We start from the raw sequence: 23,550 nt of genomic DNA on the forward strand, positions 1-23,550 counted from the left end.
TGCAAGTCGGCGCATGAAATATCCATACCAGTCATTTCCGTATGGAACATATACGCGCATGGTGTAACCTTCGTCCGCAAGCTGCTGCTGTGCTTGAGTCCGAATGCCGTATAACATTTGAAATTCAAATTGTGTGCGTGGAATATTGTGAGTTTTTGCGATTTGTTTGACGTGATCGATGATGTGGTCGTCATGTGTGGCGATAGCGGCATAATTGCCGTTAGCTAGATGCTGTTCAATGATGTGGATGAAATTGCGGTCGACATCAACCTTGTTCGGGTATGCAACCTGTGGTGATTCTTTGTATGCTCCCTTAACCAGCCGCAGATTGGGTTTGTAGCGGTTAAGATGTTCAATATCCTCGCTGCTCTTGTACAGGTAAGCCTGAATGACAAGGCCAACCGTGCTACCGAACTCTTCGCGAAGCTGATTGAAGATGTCGATGGAGGTTTCGTTGCGAGCGTAGTCTTCCATGTCGATGCGCACGAAGTTACTATGACGGCGAGCAGTATCTAGGATGGCGCGCATATGATCCATGCAGAGCTGTGGCGAGATGTCCAAGCCGAGCTGTGTTAGCTTGACTGAGAGATTGGACGTAACTTGATGCGCTGCTATTTCATTTAAGGTGCGGATGCAATACTGTGCTGATTCTGCTGCTTCCTCTTTGGTGGAAATAAACTCGCCAAGATGGTCGAGCGTGGCTACAATTCCATGATCATTTAATTGCTTAACCGTTGTAATCGCTTCCGAAATTTGCTCTCCCGCGACGAATCGTTTAGCGCCAAATCGAAGTCCGTATTTCTTCGCTGTGCGATTGGCCAACCGATTCTTCGAGAGAAAGAGAAATGCATTGCGCATGATTGCCTCCATGGCGTGCAGCTTCCTCTCTTTACTGTAATGGTGTTTTTACATTCTTCCCATTCGCAATACGTTCATCAGCACTGGAATAAGTGTTCAAAAATTATACACATATACAATTTATGATTAATTATAATCACATCAAGCGCATAAAGTAAATCATTATTTTAGCATGATATGGAAAATGGGTTGGGCTCTACATGTGTACGGAACAGGTGTCTATTTGTGTTTTCGTTGCTTTTTCCCACTCTTTTTGCCATAATTTAAGAAAAAAATAGAGAAGAATCGGTGATAGAATGCTAGAGTCGCAACAAATACAATCATGGTTCGAAGGCGTGTTGAAAGCGACGAATGATGCAGTGACGATTGTCGATCCTGAGGGTACGGTTATCTATTGGAATGGTGCCGCTGAGCGTACGTATGGCATTGAGCGTACTGTCATTGTAGGGCGGAAGATCGGAGACTACTTCCAACGGGAATCAATTATGCTGCTGCAAGTGATGGAGAGCGGACAGGAAGTACGCGAGGTGTATCATGAACCGCGTCCAGGGATGCATGTGATGATCAATGCCATTCCTGTATTCGACCAGGATCAGGAGCTTATGGGCGCCATTTCGATTGAACGGAATGTAACGCAATATGTGAAGTTGAGCGCAGAGATGGTCAGCCGTCCAAGTGAAGAGGGAGTGACGACAGCCTTACTGCCGCTGTCCGCGGAGAAGCAGAGCAGTCTAGGAGCCTTGGCTCGGATGAAGTGTCCGCTGCTGCTAACCGGATCTGCAGGAGCAGGGAAGAAGTCGGTTGCGAAGTGGATGCACGCTCATTGTGGTCGTGAAGGACAGTTCGTCTATGTAAGCTGTAGTGGGATTCCAGCAGGCCTGCTGGAGGCTGAATTGTTCGGCTATGAAGGAGAGCACCCACGAATAGGCAAGCTGGAGCTGGCGCAGAATGGAACCTTGTATTTGAAGGATGTGCATATGCTTCCAACTTCGGTGCAGGAGAGGTTAATTGAAGCACTGCAAGAAGGTCAATATGTTCGGTCGGGAGAGATGGAGTCGAAGGAAGCTGTCACGCTCGATGCGCATGTGATAGCCTCGATTCCAGAAGATAACGGTGAGTGGGCTGGATCTGAGCGGGAACAATCTGTTCAATTGTTGAAGGAGATGTACTATATGTTTCAGATTGAGCATATTCCTTCTCTCATGGAGCGCCAGCAGGAGCTTCCGGAATTGTCACGCTTCTACTTAAGTGAAGCTGCGGAGAAGGTTGGCGCGGCTATACCGAGTCTAGGTGCGGATGCAATGGCGGCGATAACGTCTTATCGTTGGCCCGGCAACATGGCGCAATTGGCCAATGCGATGCAATATGCGCTAGCGTCTCATCTAGGGCGCGGCGGAGACGGGGCCATTGCTGCTCAGGATCTGCCTGACTATGCCCGGCTAACGACACTGAATGAGTTGACACAGCCCGAACTCCCGCTGAGTGTACATTCGGAAGAGATGGAGCGAGCGCTTATCTCGGAGACGCTGCAGCGAACGAAGGGCAACAAGGCCAAGGCAGCTAGACAGCTCGGCATATCGCGCGGAGCGTTGTATTATAAGATGAGACAGTATGGACTGGAAGGTTCATAGTATTACAACTGCATCATAGAATAGACATCTTAGATAGAGATAGGAACAGGTGAGACATCATGAAATTAGGATTGGCCTCATTCCAATGGCTCGTATTTATTTTGGCGGGAAGCCTCGTTGCTCCGCTGGCTGTTGGACATGCGTTTGGATTTTCGCCGCAGGATATTGCGGAATTCATGCAGCGCACGTTTTTGATTATTGGGATATCAGGTATATTGCAGACGATGTTCGGTCATCGGCTGCCGATTATGGAGAATCCGGCTGGTTTATGGTGGGGCGTCTTCGCAGTCTACGGCGGCCTCATCGCGGCAGGAACAATATCGCTCGAAGGCGGACTGCGGCAGCTGGAGATGGGGATGCTGATTGCAGGCGCGCTCTTCATTATCATTGCTGTGCTGCGTTTAACGTCGGCAATTGGCAAGCTGTTCACACCGCTTGTCGTAGGGACGTATCTGCTTCTGCTTGTTGCACAGCTTAGCGGCTCCTTCATGAAGGGAATGCTCGGAGTTGGCTATCGTGCCTCTACACATGTAGAGCTTCAGGTTGCGATTCCGGCAATTATTACATTATTGTGTGCCATGCTGCTGCCACGAAGTTCGAAGGCCTTTTTGCGCAACTATTCTGTGCTCATTAGCTTGTGCATTGGTTGGCTGTTGTTCTATCTGCTCGGCATCACTGAGCCTATACAGCCTTCTGCTTCATGGGTATCAGCACCTATGCCATTCGCTTGGGGCCTGCCTGAACTGGATTCTGGCATCTTGATGACGTCCTTGTTCGTCAGTCTTCTTCTTATTGCGAATATGATGACGAGCATTCGCGTCATGGAGGGCGTTATGGATAATTCAGGGGAGACATCCGAACCTGTCAATTATGATCGTACAATGCTGATGATGGGTGCGAATACAGGCTTAGGGGGCATTTTCTCCGCAATGGGATGTGTTCCGATTTCAGGGACAGCGGGCTTCATCATGACGACTCGAATTTATCAACGTCTGCCATTCGTTATAGCCTGTGTGCTCATTGCCGGGATTAGCTTCTTTCCGCCAGCAACGGCCTTTTTTGCATCGATTCCCATGCCGGTAGGGTATGCAACGATATTCATCCCATTCGCTTCGATGGTCGGATTGGGATTGAAGGAGTTCCAATCGATTCCTATGAATGAGCGTAATCGCTTTATCCTCGGCGTATCTATTATGATGGGGATTGGTTGTATGTTCATCCCGGCTGAAGCAGTTGGGCAATTGCCAGGGCTGCTGAAGACTATGGCGAACAACGGATTGATCGTAGGTATGATCCTGTGCATGGCGATGGAGCAAGGAAGTCGCTTGCTGGATCGTAGAGCGGGTAGAACACAGAAGGAAGAATCGTAGGAAGAACAACTAAATATATCAAAAAGAAAGGCGTCAAATTGAATTTGTCGCCTTTTTCGTATTATAATAGATTGGCAAAATAGGGAAAATGGTATATTAGTTCACTTCATCGTTTTTCATTGTGAGAAAAATCAGAACACCCATCATGAATGTAGTCAGTCGATCCGCTGGGAACAAGCCATTCCACTCTGAGGACATCCACATGCCGAACCATTCTCCACCGATTACCTGAAAACCTAGGAACCACACGCACAAGCCAAGAATAAGACCCGCGATCGATACGTTCTTCGTTTTGTGGAAGGATTCTGCATCTGCATTCAAGTTGGAGAACAGGCGAAGTGATCCCCAGATGCAAATGAGTGCGACAGCTGCCTCAGTGATGATAATCGCAATATAACCAATATGATGGATCGTCGTTCCCGTTATGGCGCGGTACATAATGTTGTTATAGGGAAATGTGGTGTCCATACTAAGCACATGCTTCACGAATTGGAAGTTCGTATTGTAATCTGTAATATTGCCGAAGGCAACGAGGAACACATACAGCCCGAAGAACATCACGGCTAATGCTTTGGTAAAGCGGATTAACACACCTGTTGAGAGATTCATAGCTGCTACCCCTTTTCTATGTTTTTCTATGTAATGATTTAACAATACTACTATAGCACCCATGAATATGTTGTCAAACGTTCATATTGGTGTGCGAAAATATCAAATTGCGAGACCAACATCATTGACACAGGGAGAGATTTCAACAGACATGGAAGCTCATAAACAATCACTTATTCATCAATTGAATCTTGCTGTACAATCAATTCGCGGCATCTTGGAACAGGTAACAGAGGAGCAGTTGGATCTGCAGCCCATGGCTCATAAACGTTCTTTACGAGACATGCTCGCTCATTTGACTCTCATTTGCGCGGCCGATCTGCATATTATGAACGAAGCAACTCAGACCGATATGGATCGTTTCTATGAAGAACATACACCACATGCAATCGAAGAAATGAAGGAAACGTTGGCAGACGCTCACCAATCATTAGTTGAAGCGATGCATTCATGGTCGGAAGAGCAATGGCTTGAAGTCAAAACCGCGTATTGGGGAGTTGCATATTCGCGCTTTGAGTGGATGCTGGAAATCATCCTTCACTTGGCGCATCACCGGGGTCAGTTGTTCACCTTGCTGTGTGAGCATGCGGCGGAGCCTAAGATTGTAATGTTTGAATAGATGGGATTGGAGGCATTACACCATGGATGGAGCTGAGAAGAAGATGATAGAGCTTAGATCGCTTAAGCTTACAGATGGTTATGATATTTATGAGATGCTGCAGGGGATCGGCCCAGGTGAGAATGGCTTCGTCAATAGTGCGTACGGCATAAGAAGAGGCCAATTCCGAAGCTATCTGAGACAGCATTGGAATATATCGCAAGGGATAAATCTAATGCCGCAATATGTGCAGCAGACAATATATTGGCTGTATGTGGACGGTCGACCGGTTGGATATGGGAAGCTTCGGCACAGATTGAATGAAGCGCTGCTTGAACGAGGCGGTCATATTGGCTACGTCATCCGGCTAGATGAGCGAGGCAAAGGATATGGAACTCTCTTACTCCGTGAACTTGTTCGTGAAGCAGCGGGACTTGGGTTGACAGAAGTGCTGCTGACAGTTGATGAAGATAATCTTCGCTCACGAAGAGTGATTGAAGGCAACGAGGGCGTATTAAGCGACACCAAGGATGGAATTTGCAAGTATTGGATCACGATCAAGACGGGGTAAGTTATCAGCCTTATCAGCCGAGGTTAATACTCAGAGTCAACAGATAAAGGAGCAGAGTACTGCATGGGCGTAGGAGGATTCAATGAGCCGGCATCAATGTTCAATCTGATGTCTACGATCTTCCCAATTTTCATTGTTCTGTTTATAGCTGTCTTCATCTTTGTGATTATAAAGGGTATTATGCAATGGAACTACAACAATCAACAGCCAGTTCTAACTGTGGAAGCGAAAGTGACGGATAAGCGAACAGAGGTATCCAATAGTCATCACGCGGATCATCACAGCCATTATTCAACCCATTATTACGCGACGTTCGAAGTGGAGAGCGGAGATCGGATGGAGTTCCATGTGAAGAAATCGGACTACGGACTGCTGGCCGCAGGAGATCGCGGGAGGTTGACATTTCAAGGGACGAGGTTTTATGAATTCGAGCGGTATCACGTTCGTTGAAAGAAGGATGGTATCATACGCGCAGCTAGACGATACAGTGGGCATGGAACTAGCGAAATGATGTTGAAGCAGCTATCATATAGAGAGGACAGAATAGGAACTTTGCAAAGGATGATTGTACATGTGGTGGATTGGAACGGCTGCGTTCATTCTTATCCTGATCATTGTGATTTCAACGATTGCAGTGAGCCGGTATGCTTTCCGTCAGGTAACGATGTGGGAGAGAACCACGCTGGACAAAGCGTTTGACGCGGTTGAAGGGTTCGGCTTGATGAGCCGGCAGGAATTCGCTGAAATGGCCAAGGAGGATGTATTCATCAACTCGGAGGACGGTCTGACGCTGCGCGGGTATTATATCGAACCCTATCCAGAGCGCAAGAAAGTCATGATTATCGTCCACGGCTATACGGCAAATCATATTATTGGATCGCAATTTATCCGTCTATTTACCGAGGAAGGCTACAATGTGCTCCTTGTGGATCAGCGGAGCCATGGGCGGAGCGAAGGGACGTATGCAACGTATGGCTACTACGAGCGTCAAGACCTCGATCGCTGGGTTGCATGGGTACGTGAACGAGTTGGTCATGATGCCTTCATCGGTCTTCATGGGCAATCGATGGGTGGAGGCACAGTACTGATGTATGCGGGCATTAATAAGCATGCCAAATTCATCATTGCCGATTGCCCCTATTCGGACATGGAAGAATTAATGAAATATCAAATGAAGGAACTGAACCATGTTCCGCATTTTCCATTTATTGCGCTGTTGGAACGGAGCTTGAACCGGATAGCACAGTTCTCGATGAAGCAGGTGAAGCCGATTCGAGAGGTTGCGAACAAGGACATCCCTCTACTTCTGATACACGGCAAGGCAGATACATTCGTACCAACACGGATGAGCGAACAGATCTACCAAGAGAAGACAGAGGGATTAACGAAGCTGGTTATTATCGACGATGCTGTGCATGCGAATGCATACCCAACCGATCGTCAGAAGTACGAGTCTGCTGTTCATGATTTCCTGAAGGAAGTTCAGGATCAATATGACGAGGCGGGAGTCAATGTATGGACAGGAAGCAATGCGAATGGAGCATGAATCGCTGGGATTGACGCCAGTTGAATTTATACATAGCTCCATTTCATATCGATGAAATGGATGAAGGATGACTGTATGATGCAGTCATCCTTTTTTTTTTGGCTTCAATTGACAAAAAAACGATGGTAAACATGTTCATAGAATGGAGGGGATTACAATAAAAACCACTATCTATGTGACAGCAGCTGCAGTTGAAAACCGATGTCGAATCTTTGAAAAAAATAACACTAGTAAGCATATAATTATAGTATAATATAGGCTACCACATGACAAAAAATAGCAGATTTCGATCTCCGCAATCGGGACTCCTTAAGGAAACTCACCATAGAAATGAACCCCCGAACGGTATCCTGCCTATTAACTCATCCTGCTGCATTCATGACATTATTCCATGCAATCCTTGAATTTCACGTTTTTGATCGAGAATGATGACCCTTGAGTTAGGAGCTTGCTTCTAATTAGGTAGGAGGGTTATCTCTTCATCTCTTCCTCTTCTTATCACTTGCCATTCGCATATTGGTATTGGCTTATATTTTGCCAAGGAGGGATGCCTGCATAACGATGAACACAGGTAAGATGAGTAATTAGGCAAGAGGGGGGATATCACCGCAGTGAAACAGACAAAAAACAACAAGAATCAATAATAAACAATATTATTCGTTGCGATTCCACAATGTAGGTGTTAGTATGAAGTCAATTACAGGGAAATCAAACCAATTTTAGTGCAGGGCATTCATCATTTTCATATGATATCGAGGAGTGTGTTCTATGAAAAGAAACATGTTCAAAGTACTGATCCTATCATTAATGGCTGTAGTTCTTGTTGCAACAGGCTGTTCAACAAGCGGCAAGTCATCCTCAGGCAAGGCCGCCGTAGACAAGGGGGCAATTGCTGACCTTCCACAATCGATTAAAGACAAAGACATAAAAATTATGGTTATTCGCAAAATCGGCGGTGATGACCATACCGCACAGTATCTAGCTGGAGCCAAACAAGAGGGCGAATCGCTGGGCTTCGTAGTAGATACCTTCTCCGCGAATAATGATTCTGCCAAATTTCATGATGCGATCGCTCAAGCGATGGATAAAAAATACGACGGCGTTATCATCTCGCACGGTGATGATGCGTCAACGGTTGAAGATGTGAAGAAGCTGACGGAAAAGGGAATCCCGGTCGTTACATTTGACTCTGTTCCAGAAGTGTCTTCGGTGAATGGGGTAACCATGACATCACAGGATGATGGTCAATTGGCAAGTCTAGCGCTAGACAGCTTGAATAAGCAGCTGAACGGCAAAGGGAATATTGTATACCTGTGGGTAGATGGATTCCCGCCAATGGTAGCTCGTAACGGAATCTATCAGCAATTTTTGAAGGACAATCCTGGTATTAAGGAAGTGGAGCGTTTCGGTGTGGCTGCAACAGACACATCTGTTCAGACACAGAATGCTGTTGCAGCGATGCTGACAAAGCACGGCAAAGGGGAAATCGATGCGATCTTCGCAACATGGGACGCGTTCGCAATTGGAGCAGCACGGGCGTTGAAGGAAGCGGGGCGTGAAGAGATTAAAATCTACGGTATCGATGTATCGAATGCGGATCTGCAGCTCATGCAAGAGGACAACAGTACATGGGCTTCCACGGCGGCAGTTGATCCGAAGGTAATTGGCGCAGTCAACTTGCGCTTGCTGGCGAAGAAGATTGCTGGTGAAGATACGCCTCCGAAATACGATTTGAAGCCGACCTTGATTACTCAAGTTCAATTGAACTCCATAGGTGATGCTGTCAACATGGAGAGCCTGAACAAGATTATTCCGGGCTGGGGTGTAAGCGCGGACTTTGAAGAAGACTGGATGAAGGCGCTTAAGAAGGCTAATAAGGCGCAATAAATAGGTCGAAGCTAGTCTCGCACAGTGACAGCGAACAGGCAAGCGCCGGATCAGACAACTGGTTAGGCGCGCGAAGCGCTTGCCTGCTCATCGTGAACAGGGGGTCAGGGAGATGGGGAAGACGAGCAAGATACTCCTGGAAATGAAGGATATCTCGATAGAGTTTCCCGGTGTACAAGCGCTTAAGAATGTTCATTTTACAACAGAAACGGGGAATGTGCATGCGCTGATTGGCGCTAATGGAGCAGGAAAGTCTACTTTAATGAAGGCATTGTCCGGTGCGTATAATCACTATACTGGGGAGATCTGGGTAAATGGTGAAGCGGTGACGATCCGTTCGCCGCGTCAGGCGAAAGACCTTGGGATTCAGATTGTCTATCAGGAAGTTGATACTGCGCTGATTCCTTACTTGACAGTAGGCGAGAATATCATGCTGGAAGATATGGTTCATGAAATGGGGCCGAAGCAATGGATTAGATGGAGGAGACTTCATGATTCCGCTGAGCACATATTGAAGCGAATGAATGTTCAGGTACCAACCAAGAAACTCGTCAGTGAATTAACGCTGGCGGAGAAGCAGATGGTGTTAATCGCAAGAGCAATCTCTACGAAATGCCGCTTTCTTATCTTGGACGAGCCTACAGCGCCGTTAAGCCATGCAGAGACGACTGAGCTGTTCCGCATTGTGCGCGATCTGAAGGCGAACAATGTAGGGGTTATCTTTATTTCTCACCGTTTGCCGGAACTGTTCGAGATTTGCGATGATATCACGATCATGCGTGACGGGGAACTCATGACGAAGATGCGGATTGCAGATACCAACCCTGTTGAGACGATTGAATACATGCTGGGCAAGAAGCTTGACGAGCAGTTTCCAGGGCGTGCATCTTCCATTGGAGGCATGCATTTTGAAGTTAGCAATCTATCTGACTTTAATAAGATTGCAGATATTCATATGCATGTGCGCAAAGGGGAAATTGTCGGCGTTGCAGGATTGGTTGGAGCGGGCAAGACGGAATTATGCAAAGCGCTGTTCGGGGCTTCCGAGATTCAGTCGGGACAGCACAAGCTTGATAATCGACCGCTGACCGTTCGCAATTCACATGATGCCGTGAAGGCAGGAATTGCGCTTGTTCCCGAAGAGCGGCGCAAGGAAGGGATATTGATATTTGAATCTGTCGTGCATAACATCTCGGCAGCGAATCTTTCGAAGTATTGCAAGTGGGGGCCGTTCCTTCAATTTCGCAAAGAAAGAGAAGAAGCAAGAAGGCTTATTGAGGAACTCGGCATTAAGACGCCTAGCGAACATACGAAAGTGCAGAATTTATCGGGCGGCAATCAGCAGAAGGTTGCGATTGGAAAGTGGCTGCTGGCTGATGCGGAAGTGTACATATTTGACGAGCCAACCAAGGGTGTGGACGTCGGAGCGAAGAAGGACATCTTCGAGCTAATTGCGAGGCTGGCGGAGCAAGGGAAGAGTGTAATCTACGCCTCCTGTGAATTGTCGGAAATCGTAGGCATTACGGATCGTGTGTATGTGCTGTACGACGGACAGATTGTGAAGGAACTGCACACGAACGATACGAATGAAGAGGAATTATTGTTCTATTCAACAGGAGGTAAATAGGTATGAGTATAATTCGGCGTAGTCAAGCTCAAGGACAGACACCCAAGTCGTTTGACTTTTTCGATTTTTTATATAAATACGGCACCATCATTACGATTTTGCTATTGATCGCCGTGTTCGGAACGCTGTCAAGCAGCTTTTTGCTGCCGTCCAATATTATTAATATTTTGCGTTCGATCTCGATTGTGACCATTATTTCTATAGGGATCACGATCTCGCTTGCGGTAGGCGGTTTTGACCTGTCCGTTGGTTCCGTCGCTTCACTTGCAAATGCGATCGTTATTTCTATGTTCGTATGGCATTCGCAAAATACATTCATCTCAATCATTGCTGCGATCATGGTATGTCTGATTGCAGGTGTAGTGAACTCGTTCATGATCGTGAATGTGAAAATACCGGACATGCTCATGACGCTGGCAACGATGTTCATTATACAAGGCTTGGCGCTTACCTATACAAGAGGGGCGACTGTCTCGCAAAATATGGTGATGCCGGATGGCTCGTTCGCAACGGGGAAGATAAGCGCTTTATTTGCTAAGATCGGGCAAGTTCCTTGGATTATTGTCATAATGCTCATTGTAGTCGCTGTTGTGCACGTATTCTTGAACTATACGAAACATGGCAGATATATGTATGTAATCGGGGGAAATATGGAGGCGGCGAAGCTGTCAGGAATCGCCGTCAATAAGTACCGAGTGCTTGCTTATATTCTGTCAGCAGGGTTCGCGGCGATTGGCGGCATTATACTCGCTTCGCGTGTTATGACAGCAGAGGTGAATGCTGGTGCGCCGTATTTGATGGATGCAGTAGCGGCAGCCTTCATCGGCTTCTCTGTAGCAGGTGCGGGGAAACCGAATGCGTTCGGTACATTTATTGGAGCAATCCTGATTGGGATCTTGCAAAATGGTCTTGTCATGATGTCGGTTCCATACTATGCGATGGACATCGTGAAGGGGACTGTGCTCGCATTTGCACTGGCCTTAACGTATTACAAGAAAAATAAGGCTTCCGGGAGGGAAATGGGATGAAATATACAACGTACTTTACAATGCAAGAAGCAGATGTAATCGACTATGCGTTAACGAAGCTGGATGTATTCTCTGAAGATGCGAGCTTGACTTGCACGGAGATTGGGGACGGCAACTTAAATTACGTGTTCCGGCTCGTTGATGAGCAGTCGAAGCGTTCTATTATCATTAAGCAAGCAGGCCCAGTTGCGCGGATATCGGATGAATTCAAGGTATCTCCTGACCGAAATCGTATCGAAAGCGAGATTCTGAAAATCCAAAATGAGCTTGCACCTGGACTTGTCCCGGAAGTGTACAACTATGATCCGATCATGAACTGCTGTGTAATGGAGGACTTGTCCGATCATGTTATTATGCGCACCGCGTTATTGAACCGGGAGCAGTTCCCTCTGTTCGTGGAGCATATTACGACATTCATGGCGAACACATTGCTGTTGACCTCTGATGTTGTCATGAATCATAAGGAGAAGAAAGAACAGGTTAAGGGATTTATTAATCCTGACTTGTGTGAGATTACCGAAGATCTTGTATATACGGAGCCTTTCTACAATTGTGCGAGAAACGATGTCTACGAGCCGATTCGTGAATTCGCATCTAAGCATTTGTGGGAAGATGAAGCGTTGCTGCTGGAAACGGCGAAGATGAAGTTTGAATTTATGACGCATACTCAATCTCTGATTCACGGCGATTTACATACAGGATCAATCTTCGTGAAGCAGGATTCGACCAAAGTGATTGATCCGGAGTTCGCTTTCTACGGGCCAGCAGGATACGATGTGGGCAACATTATTGCAAACTTGATCTTTGCCTATGTGAATGCAGAATGTACAATGGAAGCGGGCGACTTGAAGGGACGTCATATGGAATGGATCATTGAAACGATTCAAGATGTTGTTGACCAATTCCAGACGAAATTCTTATCCTTATGGTCAACATCTGTTCAAGATAAGTCAGCTTCGTATCCTGGATTCGATCGATATTATCTTGATCTGATTATGAAGGATGCAGCTGGTGTTGCAGGGCTTGAATTGTGCCGTCGTACACTCGGCATCGCGCATGTGAGAGAAATTGTATCAATTGCTGATGCTGATGCAAGAGAACGTGCTGAGCGGATGTGTCTCATCATGGGCAAGCAGCTCATTATGGATCGATCTGACATGAAACGAGGCAGTGACTATTTCCGTATCATCAGTTCAAGCAGCGAGATGTACAGCCGATAGAAAGGGAGGATGGAAGGATGAGTCAAGTGAACAGCAGTCAAACAGTCAGCATGATATCGTCAGTTCGGTTAGAGGATGAGAAGAATACGCTAGTCATTCTAGATCAGACACGTCTTCCGAATGAAACCGTATATCTCGAGCTTCAGAAGCTCGAAGATATTTGGGATGCTATCTATCATTTGAAGGTGCGTGGTGCGCCTGCTATCGGCATTGCGGCGGCATTCGGGGTATATTTGGGTGTGAAGGGATCCCCTGCGGATACATATGAGGAATTCTTCGAAGATTTCGGCAAAGCGAAGCAATACTTGGGTTCGTCGCGACCAACGGCAGTGAATCTGTTCTGGGCGCTGAATCGTATGGAAGCAAGGCTGGAACAAGTGCGAGATCGCTCTGTTGCTGAGATTAAGGCAGCGTTGAAAGAGGAAGCAGAAGTGATTCGCGCGGAGGATGAACAGGTATGCGAGAGCATCGGCCGCTATGCATTGTCTCTGCTTCAGCCGAACTGGGGCATCTTGACACATTGCAATGCGGGGGCCATTGCAACAGCGAAGTATGGAACAGCCCTTGCACCTATCCATCTCGGCCAGGAGCAGGGCTATCAGTTTAAGGTATACGCAGATGAGACGCGTCCATTGCTGCAAGGGGCTCGATTAACAGCCTGGGAGCTTAAGGAAGCAGGCGTGGATGTAACGTTGATCTGTGACAATATGGCATCTATCGTTATGAAGGAAGGCAAGATTCAAGCAGTATTGGTCGGTTGCGACCGAGTGGCGGCGAACGGTGATGCAGCTAACAAGATTGGCACTTCTGGTGTGGCCATCCTGGCGAAGCATTATGGCATCCCGTTCTATGTATGCGCGCCATTATCTACGGTGGATTTGGAGTGCCAGACAGGCGATGATATTCATATTGAGCTGCGTCCTGACAGTGAAGTAACGAGCAAATGGTATGAGCAGCCAATGGCGCCAGAAGGGGTTGAGGTATACAATCCTAGCTTCGATGTGACAGATCATTCTCTCATCACAGCAATCATCACGCAGCATGGCATTGCTTATCCGCCATTTGCAGATTCTCTGTCAGAAATGTTCGGCAAGGAAGCGGCGTCTAAGAAGGGTTGATCAACTGCTTAAAGTAATCGAGTTTATATAATGAGGCGAATCCGCTTCTAAACAAAAATCCCCTGCATGCAAATCGACAACGAACAAGGCGATTTGTCTGTCACGGGGATTTCTTATTTGTACATGTACTTATTCGCATTCGTATAAGGAGATCCCCTTCGTGCTAGTGACCTCATGCCATGTTTCATCCAAACGCTGATCAGTTACAATGGTATGGATTTGATCCAAATCACAAATACTTGCGAAAGAAGTTCGGTCAAATTTCGTATAGTCCGCAGCTAAGTATACCTTGTTTGCCCGTTCTGCGGCAATGCGCCGTACCTCAGCTTGTTGTTCATTGGAGTCTGTCAGTCCATGCTGGATGCTGACTGATCGGCAGGAGATGAATGCCATATCGAAGAAATAGCTCTTCATATTCACTTCCGCATTTCTGCCCAGAGCCGACATGGAGCTGGAGGATATACCGCCGCCAATGACAACGAGATGCACTTGTGCATTGTCCATCAATACATTAATAATTTTATTGAATTGGTAACGACCGTCAGCCGCTGCTCTTGAATCTGTTGTGCGATGTACAGCGAGGTTGTAGAGGCATCTAAGAAAATGGAGTCACCGTTTGAAATGAATTGAGCGCATTGCGCTGCGATTCGCTTCTTCCCATCAACATGGATATGTTCACGGAGCTGGATATTGATATCATTTTGAACACCATCAGGTATGTACGCACCTCCATAGGTTCGAGTCAATACGCCTTCCTCCTCTAGTTGTTTCAAATCTCGGCGAATGGTCTCTCCGTGACTTGAAATAGTGAAGTAAGCTTGGCGACCGTAATACTCTTCTCCTCTTGGATGATATCTTTAATTTTCGCTTTTCTTGTAATAGGCAGCATATTGTCCGTTCTCTCCGCTTATGTTTGATTTTAACTCCATTATATCATATCTCCTCTCTATAGCTTGCCAACTTAATACACAAACAATCCACACAAAACAACAAAATACATTGACAAAACGGATATAAAGTACGAATATTAGATGTGTGGCATACGAGGATTCAAACTTTAGATATAAGCCTCTTTATGTATGATGTGGAGACAAGCCAGAGACACAGGGGGTGTGAATGATTGAATAAGCTGCAAGCTAACTCAGATATGGAAAAGAAAGAACTCATCTGTGAAATCGGCAGAAGGATGTATGCACGGAATTATGTGGCTGCAAATGACGGGAATATCACGTTGAAGACGGAAGCGGGTACCATTTGGGCTACACCGACAGGGGTAAGCAAGGGCTATATGACACCTGACATGCTGGTGGAGATGGATATGAAGGGTAATGTTTTGTCGGGTACATACAAGCCTTCTTCTGAAATTAAGATGCATTTACGAGTATATCAGGAGAACTCGGAGGTACGTGCTGTTGTTCATGCGCACCCTCCAGTGGCAACGGCATTTGCTATTGCAGGGATTGATCTGGATCAAGCTATTTCTCCCGAGGCAATTGTTAATCTGGGACGAGTAGCCGTTGCGCCCTATGCGACACCAGGTACGCAGGAGGTTCCCGATTCGATTGCCCCATATTGCAAAGGATATCATGCTGTGCTCCTAGCGAATCATGGTGCATTAACGTGGGGGAGGGATATGACAGAAGCCTATTTCCGAATGGAATCGCTGGAGCATTATGCACTGATGTACATGTATGCGAGCAGGTTGCTTGGTCGTACGAATGAATTGTCAAGTGAGCAGGTCGCGGAACTCGTAAGCATACGAAGCCGGATGGGCGTTACAAGCGGTGGAAATCCATCGTTGCGGCGGCGGGAGGAAGACACCCTCTTCGATCAACTTGCGGATAAGATAGTAGAACGAGTGTTATCCAAATTAAAATCGTAGATATGCGCTTCATCGAAAATAGATCCCGAAGTTGGCAGGGTGAAGGGATTACTAGAAATTCAGGATGGATTCTAATTTCATACACGTACAGCCCCAAAGAATGGTCACAATCCATGCAGCTGCATCGGATGCGATATCTTTGGGGCTGTTCCCCTTTTTAAAGGGAGATATTTATTGTTTTCGCTGACTCATTCCATTCCACAGTGCTTGGCAATGCATCACGAAGCAACTGAAGTGGAACCATGAACTTGCCTTTGTATACAATCATGGGAGCCGCGAGTTTATTAATCGTTCCGTCAATGGACAAGGTGTAATGGTTATGCTTAATTGGAACAATAACTTGCCGTTTCGCTGAAGATATGTAGATTTTGTTGTCTTTAACCGAATAGTTTGTTTGTAGTGCCTTTAAGGTATCGATAAGTGGAAGCATAAGCTGGCTGTCATGGCGTACAGCCTGAATAGGCAGTTTAGTTGTTTCATTGTTAAGAGTGATGGCAGCAGCTACTTCCGTGACGACAGGTTTATTTTCTTTAGCCTGTTTATTCGTAGTATTTCCAGGTTTAGAATTGCTTTTGTTATTTGTTGTTGATTTACTGGATGATGATTTGGAAGAGTTGGAAGACTTGGATGACGAGCTCTTCTTAGAAGAAGACTTTGATCCACCATTATGATAGTGGTATTCCCCATACTCCAGTCCCCATTTTTCGCAATTCGTTCTACACGTATGACCCCCGTTGCTATCTGTTCGGCCAGGGTGTGCGATTGAGATCGATGAGAATGTCGTCATCGCAACGATACAAGCAGTACTTGCAGCTATCAACTTACTCCATCTTACACGTTTCATCGTGGTAACCCCTTTCTATTCGCATAGGTATTATGGATCAATTCTATTATAGTTCCACTACCTCTTAAGAACTAGGAAATATTTGAGAAATGACGAGATAGGTCAATGATTATCGTGTTTTTTGCCATTATGCAATTTCGGATGGCTGTGAGATAATGAGATGTAGAAGCATCTGCAGCAGGGTAATCCTGCACGGATAGCGTAAGGATGACGAAGGGGAATGACGATCATGGCGGGCATAAATGAAAGATTAATGAAGCAGCTCGAATTTGTGAAGGAATTGGATAAATTAAAAAAGGTGTTTCGTCGTTCGTATTTGCTTGATGGAAGCCGCCATGAGAATGATGCCGAGCACACATGGCATTTGACAGCGATGGCAATGCTGCTGCACGAATATACAAGTGAGCGCAATATGAATTTGCTCCGTGTGCTCAAAATGTTAATTATTCATGATGTGGTCGAGATTGATGCAGGGGATACCTTTGCATATGACGCTGAAGGCAATGCAAGCAAGTTCGAGCGCGAGTCAAAGGCGGCCAAGCGGTTGTTTGGCATCTTGCCAGAGGATCAGAAACTGGCGCTAACACAATTATGGACGGAATATGAGCAGCGTCAGACACCGGAAGCACAATTTGCAGTTGCACTTGATCGTTTGCAGCCGCTGCTTCACAATTATGTGACAGAAGGCAAGTCGTGGAAAGAGCATAAGGTAACGAGTGAGCGAGTGTTGGCGCGGATTCAAGCAATCCGAGATGGGGCTCCGGAACTGGGGAAGCTAGCGGAAGAACTCATCCGTAGTTCGGTGGAAAAGGGATACTTGGCTAACTAACTAACTAAGTCTGTCTAGCAGCAAACTATGAATAAAGGGGGAAGGAGCGGGTATGCATCCTTCCCTCTTTCCTCTTTGTTTATCTAGACATAGAGAACCCAACGATTGCGGGTTGTACTCGAACCTTCCAGCTTCCATCCATTATGCTCATAGTATCTATTGAAGCTGGACTGAATAGGGCAAGCTGATTCTATCGGATGAGGAGCTAAGCTATCCAGCATTTGTCGCAACAGATGCTGGCCCCTGAACGGTTCCGCAACAGCGAATTGATAGAGAGAGATGCGCTCGCTCCCTTTGCGAGGGTAGAACCGCACTGCTCCTGCCAAGCGCAGGCCGATGACGGCGACAAGCAGCTGCTTGCGCTTAATTGCAGCAGCAACCCCATCTGGACAGCGAAGCTCTCCGCTTGTCAACCCATCATGGTGCAGATCTATTCTTTCATTGAAGAAATGCGTAATTTCGCTCGTTTCTTCCCATTTCGCCAGTCGTATGTACACCGCAATCCCATCTTCAATATTCTTCACTATTTGCCAACCAGAACGAACACGTTGTGATCTGGAGCTTCCATGACGGCAACGTGTCCAGATTCGGTAGGGAACGGTTCTCGAATCCAATGAATATCAGTCCGCTCTTGCAGCTTCGCATACGTCTCTTGTACATCATCAACGAGTAGTTCGATATCGATTTCTTTCAACTCAGGGTTGTTCTGCAGCACAAGTTCTGAGCTGCGTTCATCTGGGAAAGACAACCCCACAATTGTCCATGGTTCCCCATTTGGAAGAGGGCGTGTGATCGTCCAACTCTCTTTTAACCCAATTGCGGTGTAGAAAGCAACGGATTCCTCTATGTTGGCAGTATATAATGCGGCACATTCCATTTTTTGTATCATTCTATTTCCTCCTTGTATCTCGTACTGCTCATACTGTACCATCTAACTATGACAAATGATGTCATAGTTATGAAATCGTTTTGCGATAGGGGGAGTCTAGGACATGAACAAGTCCCAGCGACTCATTGAGTTGATGATGATCGTGAACAAGAAGCAGCAGTTTACCGCGCGTGAGCTGGCGGAAGAAAGTGGTGTATCCGTACGGACAATATTACGGGATTTGCGCCAATTAGAAGAGCTTGGTGTTCCTCTATATACGGAGTATGGACCTAGGGGCGGGTTTCGTTTGTTGAAGGAGAAGCTGCTTCCGCCGCTGACATTTCTGGAGCAGGAGGCGTTTGCTATCTTTTTCGCCGTTCAACTGCTGCAAGAATATAAGACAATCCCATTTGGCAAGGATGCCACGAGAGCGTTATCGAAGTTCTATCAGGTGCTGTCCCCACATACACAAGAGCAAATCGACGCGATGAAGCGTTGTGTACGATTTTGGGTTCCTCCTCGTGAACAGGATATACCGTATTTGCAGCAATTGCTGCATGCTTCGCTCGACAATAAGGTGATCCAGATCCGTTATGCTTCCATCAGAGGAGAGGAATTGCGCGACATCGTCCCAATCGGCCTGTATGCCCATAATGGCTATTGGTATTGCCCAGCCTACTGTATGGAGCGGAAAGGGTATCGGTTGTTCCGTGCTGATTGCATGCTTGAGGTGAACGAGGTAGAGCAGCATACGGTACCTATGTTAGAACTAATGAGCTTGGAAGAGTGGTTCGAGCCTCCTCAACTGAAGGACGATGTTGTTGCCATTTATGTTGAATTGACGAAGCTTGGGGTTCGGAAATGCCAAGCCGATCCATGGTTGGATAAGTCGCTTACTGTGCGCGAAGATGGGACGGGTGTGATCAATCACGTGATCGCGGCGACTGAAGTAGGCTATATGGCGGACATTCTGTTTGGAATGGGGACAGATGCACATGTCATCGAACCTGCAGAGATTATAGATTTGATTCAGCAGAAAGCGGAGCAGTTAATTGCACAATATCAACACTAAGAGAGGTACACTATGAATCTCTATTACCAGTCTATTTTAGGGATATTTTGGGGTTAAACCCCGTCTTTGGGCTTATTGCAATTGTGTGATCCCAATATATACTAAACAGAGAAGTAATAGATTTGGAGTAAATTTGGTAGGAATAACGAATTAATAGAGTGTTATTTCACATAAATTGACAATAATAGTCAAATGGTGCTAGAGTTGACTTATCACTACGTGCTGGTGTGAAGAGGTGCCTTAGCTTATGATACTTACCGTCTCTTTTGGAAGACAAGGCCGTGAGTGGTTCGATATAGATGTAGCGGATGATTGTACAGGAGTTCAGTTGAAGGCAATACTTGGACTGAAGCTATTCGGAGAACCACCGAAGAATCATATGCAATATATATTGGAAGTCAAGCAGCCAGAAGGATTATGGAGTACCGTTCCTGAGCAGCAGCGTTTGCTGGAAGCAGGTGTCCGTGAAGGGGCATACATTCGCGTCCAGCGAGCGTTCTCCACGACTACAGATTCAGCACCATCGTTTGGTCGCCGAGTATTGTTCCAACTCGATGAGGCTGATGAACAACCGAGTAGTCGTGACAAGAGGAACGAGACGAGGAGTTGTTCAATGTGAACGTGATGTATCAGAGATCGCCTCGCATTAAGCCGGAATTACCGGAGGAGAAGCTTGAGATATTACGGCCTCCTGCTGAACCGTCGCGTCCGACGTTCTCTATCGTTACACTGATTATTCCGATTGTGATGACCTTGGTCAGTATCGGATTCTACATATATATGTCCATGTCAGGGAAGATGGGCAATAGTAACTATATGATGTTTCAAATGATTACCATCTCGATGATGCTTATGTCTTATACGCTCCCATTTTTCTTGTATTTGAGCAACAAAAGACAGTACGTGCGCAAGCAGGCGGAACGAAGTCAGATGTATCTGGCCCAATTGGAGAAGCATCGTCTGGAGATTATCGAGAAGCAACACGAGCAGCGAGCAGCGATGTATGCAATTCATGGTGATCCAGATGTGTGCCATCAAATTGTGAAAAATCGCAACAGCAGCCTGTGGGAACGCGGGCCTATTGATGTTGATTTTATGGATGTTCGCATTGGCACCGGAGAAGTGCCTTTTTATATGCCAATTATTACTCCGCGAATCGATGGTTACGAGAAGGATCCGCTGATCGAAGCGGCTCATAAGCTCGAACAAGATTCTCGCACAGTAGATGAGGTTCCAATTACCTTGCCGTTGTATGAATCGAAGGTAGTCGGAATCGTTGGAGACAAAGCTTCCGTTATGGAAGCAGTACGGATTATGATTGCTCAGCTGACGACAAGGCATTCGCCTGATGAGGTGAAGCTAGCTGCGCTCTACGATGAGCAGGAAGCAGAAAATTGGGGCTGGCTGCGATGGCTTCCGCATACATGGAATGATGATCGCACACAGCGTTATTTGGCTGATCGGCGTAGTACGGCACATCAATTGGCTGATCAATTGTATGGAATCCTAAATCGTCGCAAGAGTTTCCAGACGACCGGCGAGAAGAAGAAGCAGCTCCCCATTTATGTTGTTCTGCTGCAGGATAGCCAAATGATCGAGGAAGAGCCGCTATATCCTCTTCTATTAGAAGAAGCGAGCCGAGTGGACAGCTGTACGCTAGTGCTGTCTGATCGCAAGGAGCGGCTTCCGATGCAATGCCGCCTTATTGTAGAAGTCGGTGCAGAGACAGCTGTATCTACACAAAAAACGGATCAGGAGGGGATCGTTCAGCATTCCTTCCATATGGATCATTTATCTGCTGACAAGATCGATACGCTGGCAAGATATATGGCGCCGATTCGCTTGAAGCGTTCGGCTGCTTCAGATCTTCCACCTGTTCTAACGTTGTTCGACATGTTCGGTGTAGAACAAGTTGAGCAATTGAAGCTGGTGGAACGCTGGAATCGAAATCGATATCCAGATACATTGCCAGTGCCCGTAGGTGTGCGTGCTGGAGGCAAGCTGGTGTCCTTGAATCTCCATGACAAGATTGAACGCAAGGGACATGGTCCACATGGACTTCTCGCAGGAACAACAGGCTCGGGCAAAAGTGAGGTAATTCAATCGCTAATTGCTTCACTGGCAGCTGAATACCACCCTCATGATGTGGCCTTCATGCTGATCGATTACAAGGGCGGAGGAATGTCTAATACGTTCGAGAAACTTCCTCATGTTGTAGGGACCATTACGAATCTAGACGAGAGCCTGATCGAGCGTGCACAGGTATCGCTTCGTGCTGAGCTGATTCGCAGACAGCACATCTTGAATGATGCGGGGAACATGCAGCATATTGACGAGTATTACAAGTCGCCGCTTCGCTATCAAAAGCCGCTGCCTCACTTGATCATCATCATTGATGAATTTGCTCAGCTCAAGAAAGAGCAGCCAGAATTCATGGATGAGTTGATCAGCATAGCAGCTATTGGACGTACATTAGGTGTTCACTTGCTGCTGGCGACTCAGAAGCCTGCTGGGGTAGTGGATGAGAAGATATGGAGCAATACACGATTCCGCATCTGCCTTCGTGTTCAGAGTGAAGGCGATAGCCGGGATATGCTCAAAATTCCGAATGCAGCTTGGATTACGCATCCGGGGCGCGGGTATTTTCAGGTGGGCAGTGACGAAGTGTTCGAGGAGATGCAATTTGCATGGAGCGGAGCCCCTTATTTGGTAAAGCGTCAGGAAGGTCAGCCGCTGCGAATTGAAGTGAGCGAGGTTCGTCTGAACGGGAAAATGGAGCCTTTGCTGCCTAGTGATACATTATTGTCGGCCTATGATGAGCAAGATCAGCTGAAGCAGCTTCAGGTATTCATTGATGCTGTTGCCGAGGCGGCATGGTGTGAGGGAATTGATCGATTGCAAGGGCCGTGGCTCGCCCCGCTGCCACAAGAACTAGGACGCAGTGAATTGTTCAAGGATTCACGGACGTTGTCAGGTGTTACCGGTGAATCTCAGGGATTAGTACCAATTGTGGGCTTGCTGGATGATGTCATGAACCAACGGCAGGAGCCGCTAGGCATCGAATTGGATCATGAACATTGGGCAGTATACGGAATGCCGGGAACGGGAAAGACAACATTTGTGCAGACACTTCTCATGTCTCTCGCTGAGCAGTATGAACCTGATGTCTGGCACGGTTATGTTGTGGATATGGGGCGCATGCTGAAGGATTATGCTGACTTGCCTCATGTGGGCGCGGTAATTGCAGGGGAGGATGAAGATAGACTCAAGCGGCTGTTCCGCTATCTCCTAGCGAAGGTGAAGGAACGAACAGAGATGTTGTCCGAAGCCGGTGTCAAGACGATTGCTTCTTATCGGCAGGTAACAAAGCTGTCGGTGCCGAATATTGTTGTTATCATTGACGGGTATTTGAATCTCCGAACTTCCTATCCGGATGAGAATGAATGTTTGGAATATTTGCTTCGAGAAGGCGGCAGCTTGGCCATTTCATTCGTGATTACAGCCAATCGCGTAACCGATATTTTTGACAAATTCCGTAGCAACATATCGAATGCGATTTCGTATGAATTAGCCGATCCCAGCGACTATTACTTTGCTGTGGGCAGGCCGGCTAGAACGCCGGCACGGCTGCAGGCAGGTCGCGGACTCATTAAGCATAACGGAGTACCGATCGAATTCCAGACTGCCTATCCTGCGGATGGGAACAATGATGTAGAACGTGTTCTTCAGTTGCGTTCACAGATTCGATTAATGCATAATTCGTGGCAAGGGGCTGCAGCCCCACTCATTCGCAGCTTGCCTGAGCGTGTGCGTCTTAGTGAACTGCTGGAGCTGCACGACGATTCATTTGAGGAACGCGAGGCCATTGAAGCGGAGCAGCTGCTATGCTCGGAACGGTTGCAACCCGTGCCTGTCGGCGTTCGAACAGCGATTGGAGCCATATCTGGTCAATTTGAGACGGCCTCACTTTGCGTCGCAAGTCCTATGGAGAG

The 23,550-nt window shown here is 46.9% G+C and carries 20 protein-coding genes and 2 pseudogenes; 16 read left to right on the forward strand and 6 right to left on the reverse strand.

Translation table 11 applies throughout. The features are described 5' to 3' along the window. Positions 1-870: proline dehydrogenase family protein (locus AZ66_RS12970; RefSeq protein WP_044355247.1), on the reverse strand; the 870-nt coding region annotated here is incomplete at its 3' end. A 284-nt stretch (positions 871-1,154) separates the two neighbouring features. Between AZ66_RS12970 and AZ66_RS12975 the strand changes: the two genes are divergently transcribed. Beyond that, positions 1,155-2,489 carry a sigma-54-dependent Fis family transcriptional regulator gene (locus AZ66_RS12975; RefSeq protein WP_044355248.1) on the forward strand — a complete coding sequence of 445 codons (1,335 nt, stop codon included), beginning with the start codon at positions 1,155-1,157 and terminating at the stop codon, positions 2,487-2,489. Between the two features lie 59 nt (positions 2,490-2,548). Continuing rightward, the gene (locus AZ66_RS12980) at positions 2,549-3,859 is read left to right on the forward strand and encodes a purine/pyrimidine permease (RefSeq protein ID WP_044355249.1); all 1,311 of its coding nucleotides are present in this window, start codon (positions 2,549-2,551) and stop codon (positions 3,857-3,859) included. A 96-nt stretch (positions 3,860-3,955) separates the two neighbouring features. On the opposite strand, the gene AZ66_RS12985 is transcribed toward AZ66_RS12980, so the two are convergent. Beyond that, positions 3,956-4,468: a DUF2165 family protein gene (locus tag AZ66_RS12985; RefSeq protein WP_044355250.1), complete on the reverse strand. Its 513-nt coding sequence runs from the start codon at positions 4,466-4,468 to the stop codon at positions 3,956-3,958. Positions 4,469-4,619: 151 nt separating this feature from the next. Here AZ66_RS12985 and AZ66_RS12990 point away from each other — a divergent pair, with 151 nt between their 5' ends. From AZ66_RS12990 to mtnA, 9 genes are all read left to right on the forward strand, one after another. Next, positions 4,620-5,087 carry a DinB family protein gene (locus AZ66_RS12990; protein WP_044355251.1) on the forward strand — a complete coding sequence of 156 codons (468 nt, stop codon included), beginning with the start codon at positions 4,620-4,622 and terminating at the stop codon, positions 5,085-5,087. 22 nt (positions 5,088-5,109) lie between these two features. Next, complete coding sequence (locus AZ66_RS12995; protein WP_082061565.1) at positions 5,110-5,637, forward strand: GNAT family N-acetyltransferase; 528 nt, start codon at positions 5,110-5,112, stop codon at positions 5,635-5,637. 63 nt (positions 5,638-5,700) lie between these two features. Then, positions 5,701-6,087: a DUF2500 domain-containing protein gene (locus tag AZ66_RS13000; protein ID WP_021261899.1), complete on the forward strand. Its 387-nt coding sequence runs from the start codon at positions 5,701-5,703 to the stop codon at positions 6,085-6,087. Positions 6,088-6,208: 121 nt separating this feature from the next. Continuing rightward, positions 6,209-7,183, forward strand: a complete 975-nt coding sequence (locus tag AZ66_RS13005) for an alpha/beta hydrolase (protein ID WP_021261898.1) — start codon at positions 6,209-6,211, stop codon at positions 7,181-7,183. A 768-nt stretch (positions 7,184-7,951) separates the two neighbouring features. Next, a complete protein-coding gene (locus AZ66_RS13010; RefSeq protein WP_044355253.1) occupies positions 7,952-9,070 on the forward strand; it encodes a sugar ABC transporter substrate-binding protein in 1,119 nt (372 codons plus the stop codon). Between the two features lie 112 nt (positions 9,071-9,182). Beyond that, complete coding sequence (locus AZ66_RS13015; RefSeq protein ID WP_044355254.1) at positions 9,183-10,697, forward strand: sugar ABC transporter ATP-binding protein; 1,515 nt, start codon at positions 9,183-9,185, stop codon at positions 10,695-10,697. A gap of 2 nt (positions 10,698-10,699) precedes the next feature. After that, positions 10,700-11,725 carry an ABC transporter permease gene (locus AZ66_RS13020; protein WP_044355255.1) on the forward strand — a complete coding sequence of 342 codons (1,026 nt, stop codon included), beginning with the start codon at positions 10,700-10,702 and terminating at the stop codon, positions 11,723-11,725. Continuing rightward, positions 11,722-12,945, forward strand: a complete 1,224-nt coding sequence (gene mtnK / locus AZ66_RS13025) for an S-methyl-5-thioribose kinase (RefSeq protein WP_021261894.1) — start codon at positions 11,722-11,724, stop codon at positions 12,943-12,945. Before AZ66_RS13020 ends, mtnK begins: the two co-directional genes overlap by 4 nt. A gap of 17 nt (positions 12,946-12,962) precedes the next feature. Beyond that, entirely contained in the window at positions 12,963-14,063 is a 1,101-nt protein-coding gene (mtnA, locus tag AZ66_RS13030) for an S-methyl-5-thioribose-1-phosphate isomerase (protein WP_044355256.1), read from the forward strand. 129 nt (positions 14,064-14,192) lie between these two features. Here the strand turns inward: mtnA and AZ66_RS33755 are convergent. Beyond that, positions 14,193-14,836 (reverse strand): annotated as a pseudogene (locus tag AZ66_RS33755) (DeoR/GlpR family DNA-binding transcription regulator). 374 nt (positions 14,837-15,210) lie between these two features. Here AZ66_RS33755 and AZ66_RS13040 point away from each other — a divergent pair. Next, positions 15,211-15,945, forward strand: a complete 735-nt coding sequence (locus AZ66_RS13040) for a class II aldolase/adducin family protein (protein WP_044355260.1) — start codon at positions 15,211-15,213, stop codon at positions 15,943-15,945. 157 nt (positions 15,946-16,102) lie between these two features. On the opposite strand, the gene AZ66_RS30570 is transcribed toward AZ66_RS13040, so the two are convergent. Then, positions 16,103-16,732 (reverse strand): stalk domain-containing protein, encoded by a 630-nt coding sequence (locus AZ66_RS30570; RefSeq protein ID WP_442950291.1) that lies wholly within the window; start codon positions 16,730-16,732, stop codon positions 16,103-16,105. A gap of 286 nt (positions 16,733-17,018) precedes the next feature. Between AZ66_RS30570 and AZ66_RS13050 the strand changes: the two genes are divergently transcribed. Continuing rightward, on the forward strand, positions 17,019-17,618 hold the full coding sequence (locus tag AZ66_RS13050) for an HD domain-containing protein (RefSeq protein WP_044355262.1): 600 nt from the start codon (positions 17,019-17,021) through the stop codon (positions 17,616-17,618). An 83-nt stretch (positions 17,619-17,701) separates the two neighbouring features. Here AZ66_RS13050 and AZ66_RS13055 read toward each other — a convergent pair whose 3' ends face one another. Both AZ66_RS13055 and AZ66_RS13060 read right to left on the reverse strand, forming a co-directional pair. Then, positions 17,702-18,142 (reverse strand): GNAT family N-acetyltransferase, encoded by a 441-nt coding sequence (locus tag AZ66_RS13055; RefSeq protein ID WP_231586856.1) that lies wholly within the window; start codon positions 18,140-18,142, stop codon positions 17,702-17,704. Further along, the gene (locus AZ66_RS13060; protein WP_044355257.1) at positions 18,142-18,507 is read right to left on the reverse strand and encodes a VOC family protein; all 366 of its coding nucleotides are present in this window, start codon (positions 18,505-18,507) and stop codon (positions 18,142-18,144) included. The genes AZ66_RS13055 and AZ66_RS13060 overlap by 1 nt, the downstream gene beginning before the upstream one ends. Positions 18,508-18,610: 103 nt before the next feature. Here AZ66_RS13060 and AZ66_RS13065 point away from each other — a divergent pair, with 103 nt between their 5' ends. The 3 genes and pseudogenes from AZ66_RS13065 to essC all read left to right on the forward strand — a co-directional run. Beyond that, positions 18,611-19,558, forward strand: coding sequence for a helix-turn-helix transcriptional regulator (locus AZ66_RS13065; protein WP_044355258.1), 948 nt, complete (start codon positions 18,611-18,613; stop codon positions 19,556-19,558). 247 nt (positions 19,559-19,805) lie between these two features. After that, positions 19,806-20,177 carry a hypothetical protein gene (locus tag AZ66_RS13070; protein ID WP_044355259.1) on the forward strand — a complete coding sequence of 124 codons (372 nt, stop codon included), beginning with the start codon at positions 19,806-19,808 and terminating at the stop codon, positions 20,175-20,177. Then, positions 20,174-23,550, forward strand: a pseudogene (gene essC / locus AZ66_RS13075) (type VII secretion protein EssC); the annotation flags it as partial. The gene AZ66_RS13070 and the pseudogene essC, both read left to right, overlap by 4 nt.

This window comes from Paenibacillus sp. E194 (genome assembly GCF_000935845.1).
Classification (GTDB): Bacteria; Bacillota; Bacilli; order Paenibacillales; family Paenibacillaceae; genus Paenibacillus_B; species Paenibacillus_B alvei_B.

Bases quoted from the DNA above. Each gene is read 5' to 3' on its own strand.
- AZ66_RS12975 (WP_044355248.1), top strand. From the start codon at position 1,155: ATGCTAGAGTCGCAACAAATACAATCATGGTTCGAAGGCGTGTTGAAA.
- AZ66_RS12980 (WP_044355249.1), top strand. From the start codon at position 2,549: ATGAAATTAGGATTGGCCTCATTCCAATGGCTCGTATTTATTTTGGCG.
- AZ66_RS12985 (WP_044355250.1), bottom strand. From the start codon at position 4,468: ATGAATCTCTCAACAGGTGTGTTAATCCGCTTTACCAAAGCATTAGCC.
- AZ66_RS12990 (WP_044355251.1), top strand. From the start codon at position 4,620: ATGGAAGCTCATAAACAATCACTTATTCATCAATTGAATCTTGCTGTA.
- AZ66_RS12995 (WP_082061565.1), top strand. From the start codon at position 5,110: ATGGATGGAGCTGAGAAGAAGATGATAGAGCTTAGATCGCTTAAGCTT.
- AZ66_RS13000 (WP_021261899.1), top strand. From the start codon at position 5,701: ATGGGCGTAGGAGGATTCAATGAGCCGGCATCAATGTTCAATCTGATG.
- AZ66_RS13005 (WP_021261898.1), top strand. From the start codon at position 6,209: ATGTGGTGGATTGGAACGGCTGCGTTCATTCTTATCCTGATCATTGTG.
- AZ66_RS13010 (WP_044355253.1), top strand. From the start codon at position 7,952: ATGAAAAGAAACATGTTCAAAGTACTGATCCTATCATTAATGGCTGTA.
- AZ66_RS13015 (WP_044355254.1), top strand. From the start codon at position 9,183: ATGGGGAAGACGAGCAAGATACTCCTGGAAATGAAGGATATCTCGATA.
- AZ66_RS13020 (WP_044355255.1), top strand. From the start codon at position 10,700: ATGAGTATAATTCGGCGTAGTCAAGCTCAAGGACAGACACCCAAGTCG.
- mtnK (WP_021261894.1), top strand. From the start codon at position 11,722: ATGAAATATACAACGTACTTTACAATGCAAGAAGCAGATGTAATCGAC.
- mtnA (WP_044355256.1), top strand. From the start codon at position 12,963: ATGAGTCAAGTGAACAGCAGTCAAACAGTCAGCATGATATCGTCAGTT.
- AZ66_RS13040 (WP_044355260.1), top strand. From the start codon at position 15,211: ATGGAAAAGAAAGAACTCATCTGTGAAATCGGCAGAAGGATGTATGCA.
- AZ66_RS30570 (WP_442950291.1), bottom strand. From the start codon at position 16,732: ATGACGACATTCTCATCGATCTCAATCGCACACCCTGGCCGAACAGAT.
- AZ66_RS13050 (WP_044355262.1), top strand. From the start codon at position 17,019: ATGGCGGGCATAAATGAAAGATTAATGAAGCAGCTCGAATTTGTGAAG.
- AZ66_RS13060 (WP_044355257.1), bottom strand. From the start codon at position 18,507: ATGATACAAAAAATGGAATGTGCCGCATTATATACTGCCAACATAGAG.
- AZ66_RS13065 (WP_044355258.1), top strand. From the start codon at position 18,611: ATGAACAAGTCCCAGCGACTCATTGAGTTGATGATGATCGTGAACAAG.
- AZ66_RS13070 (WP_044355259.1), top strand. From the start codon at position 19,806: ATGATACTTACCGTCTCTTTTGGAAGACAAGGCCGTGAGTGGTTCGAT.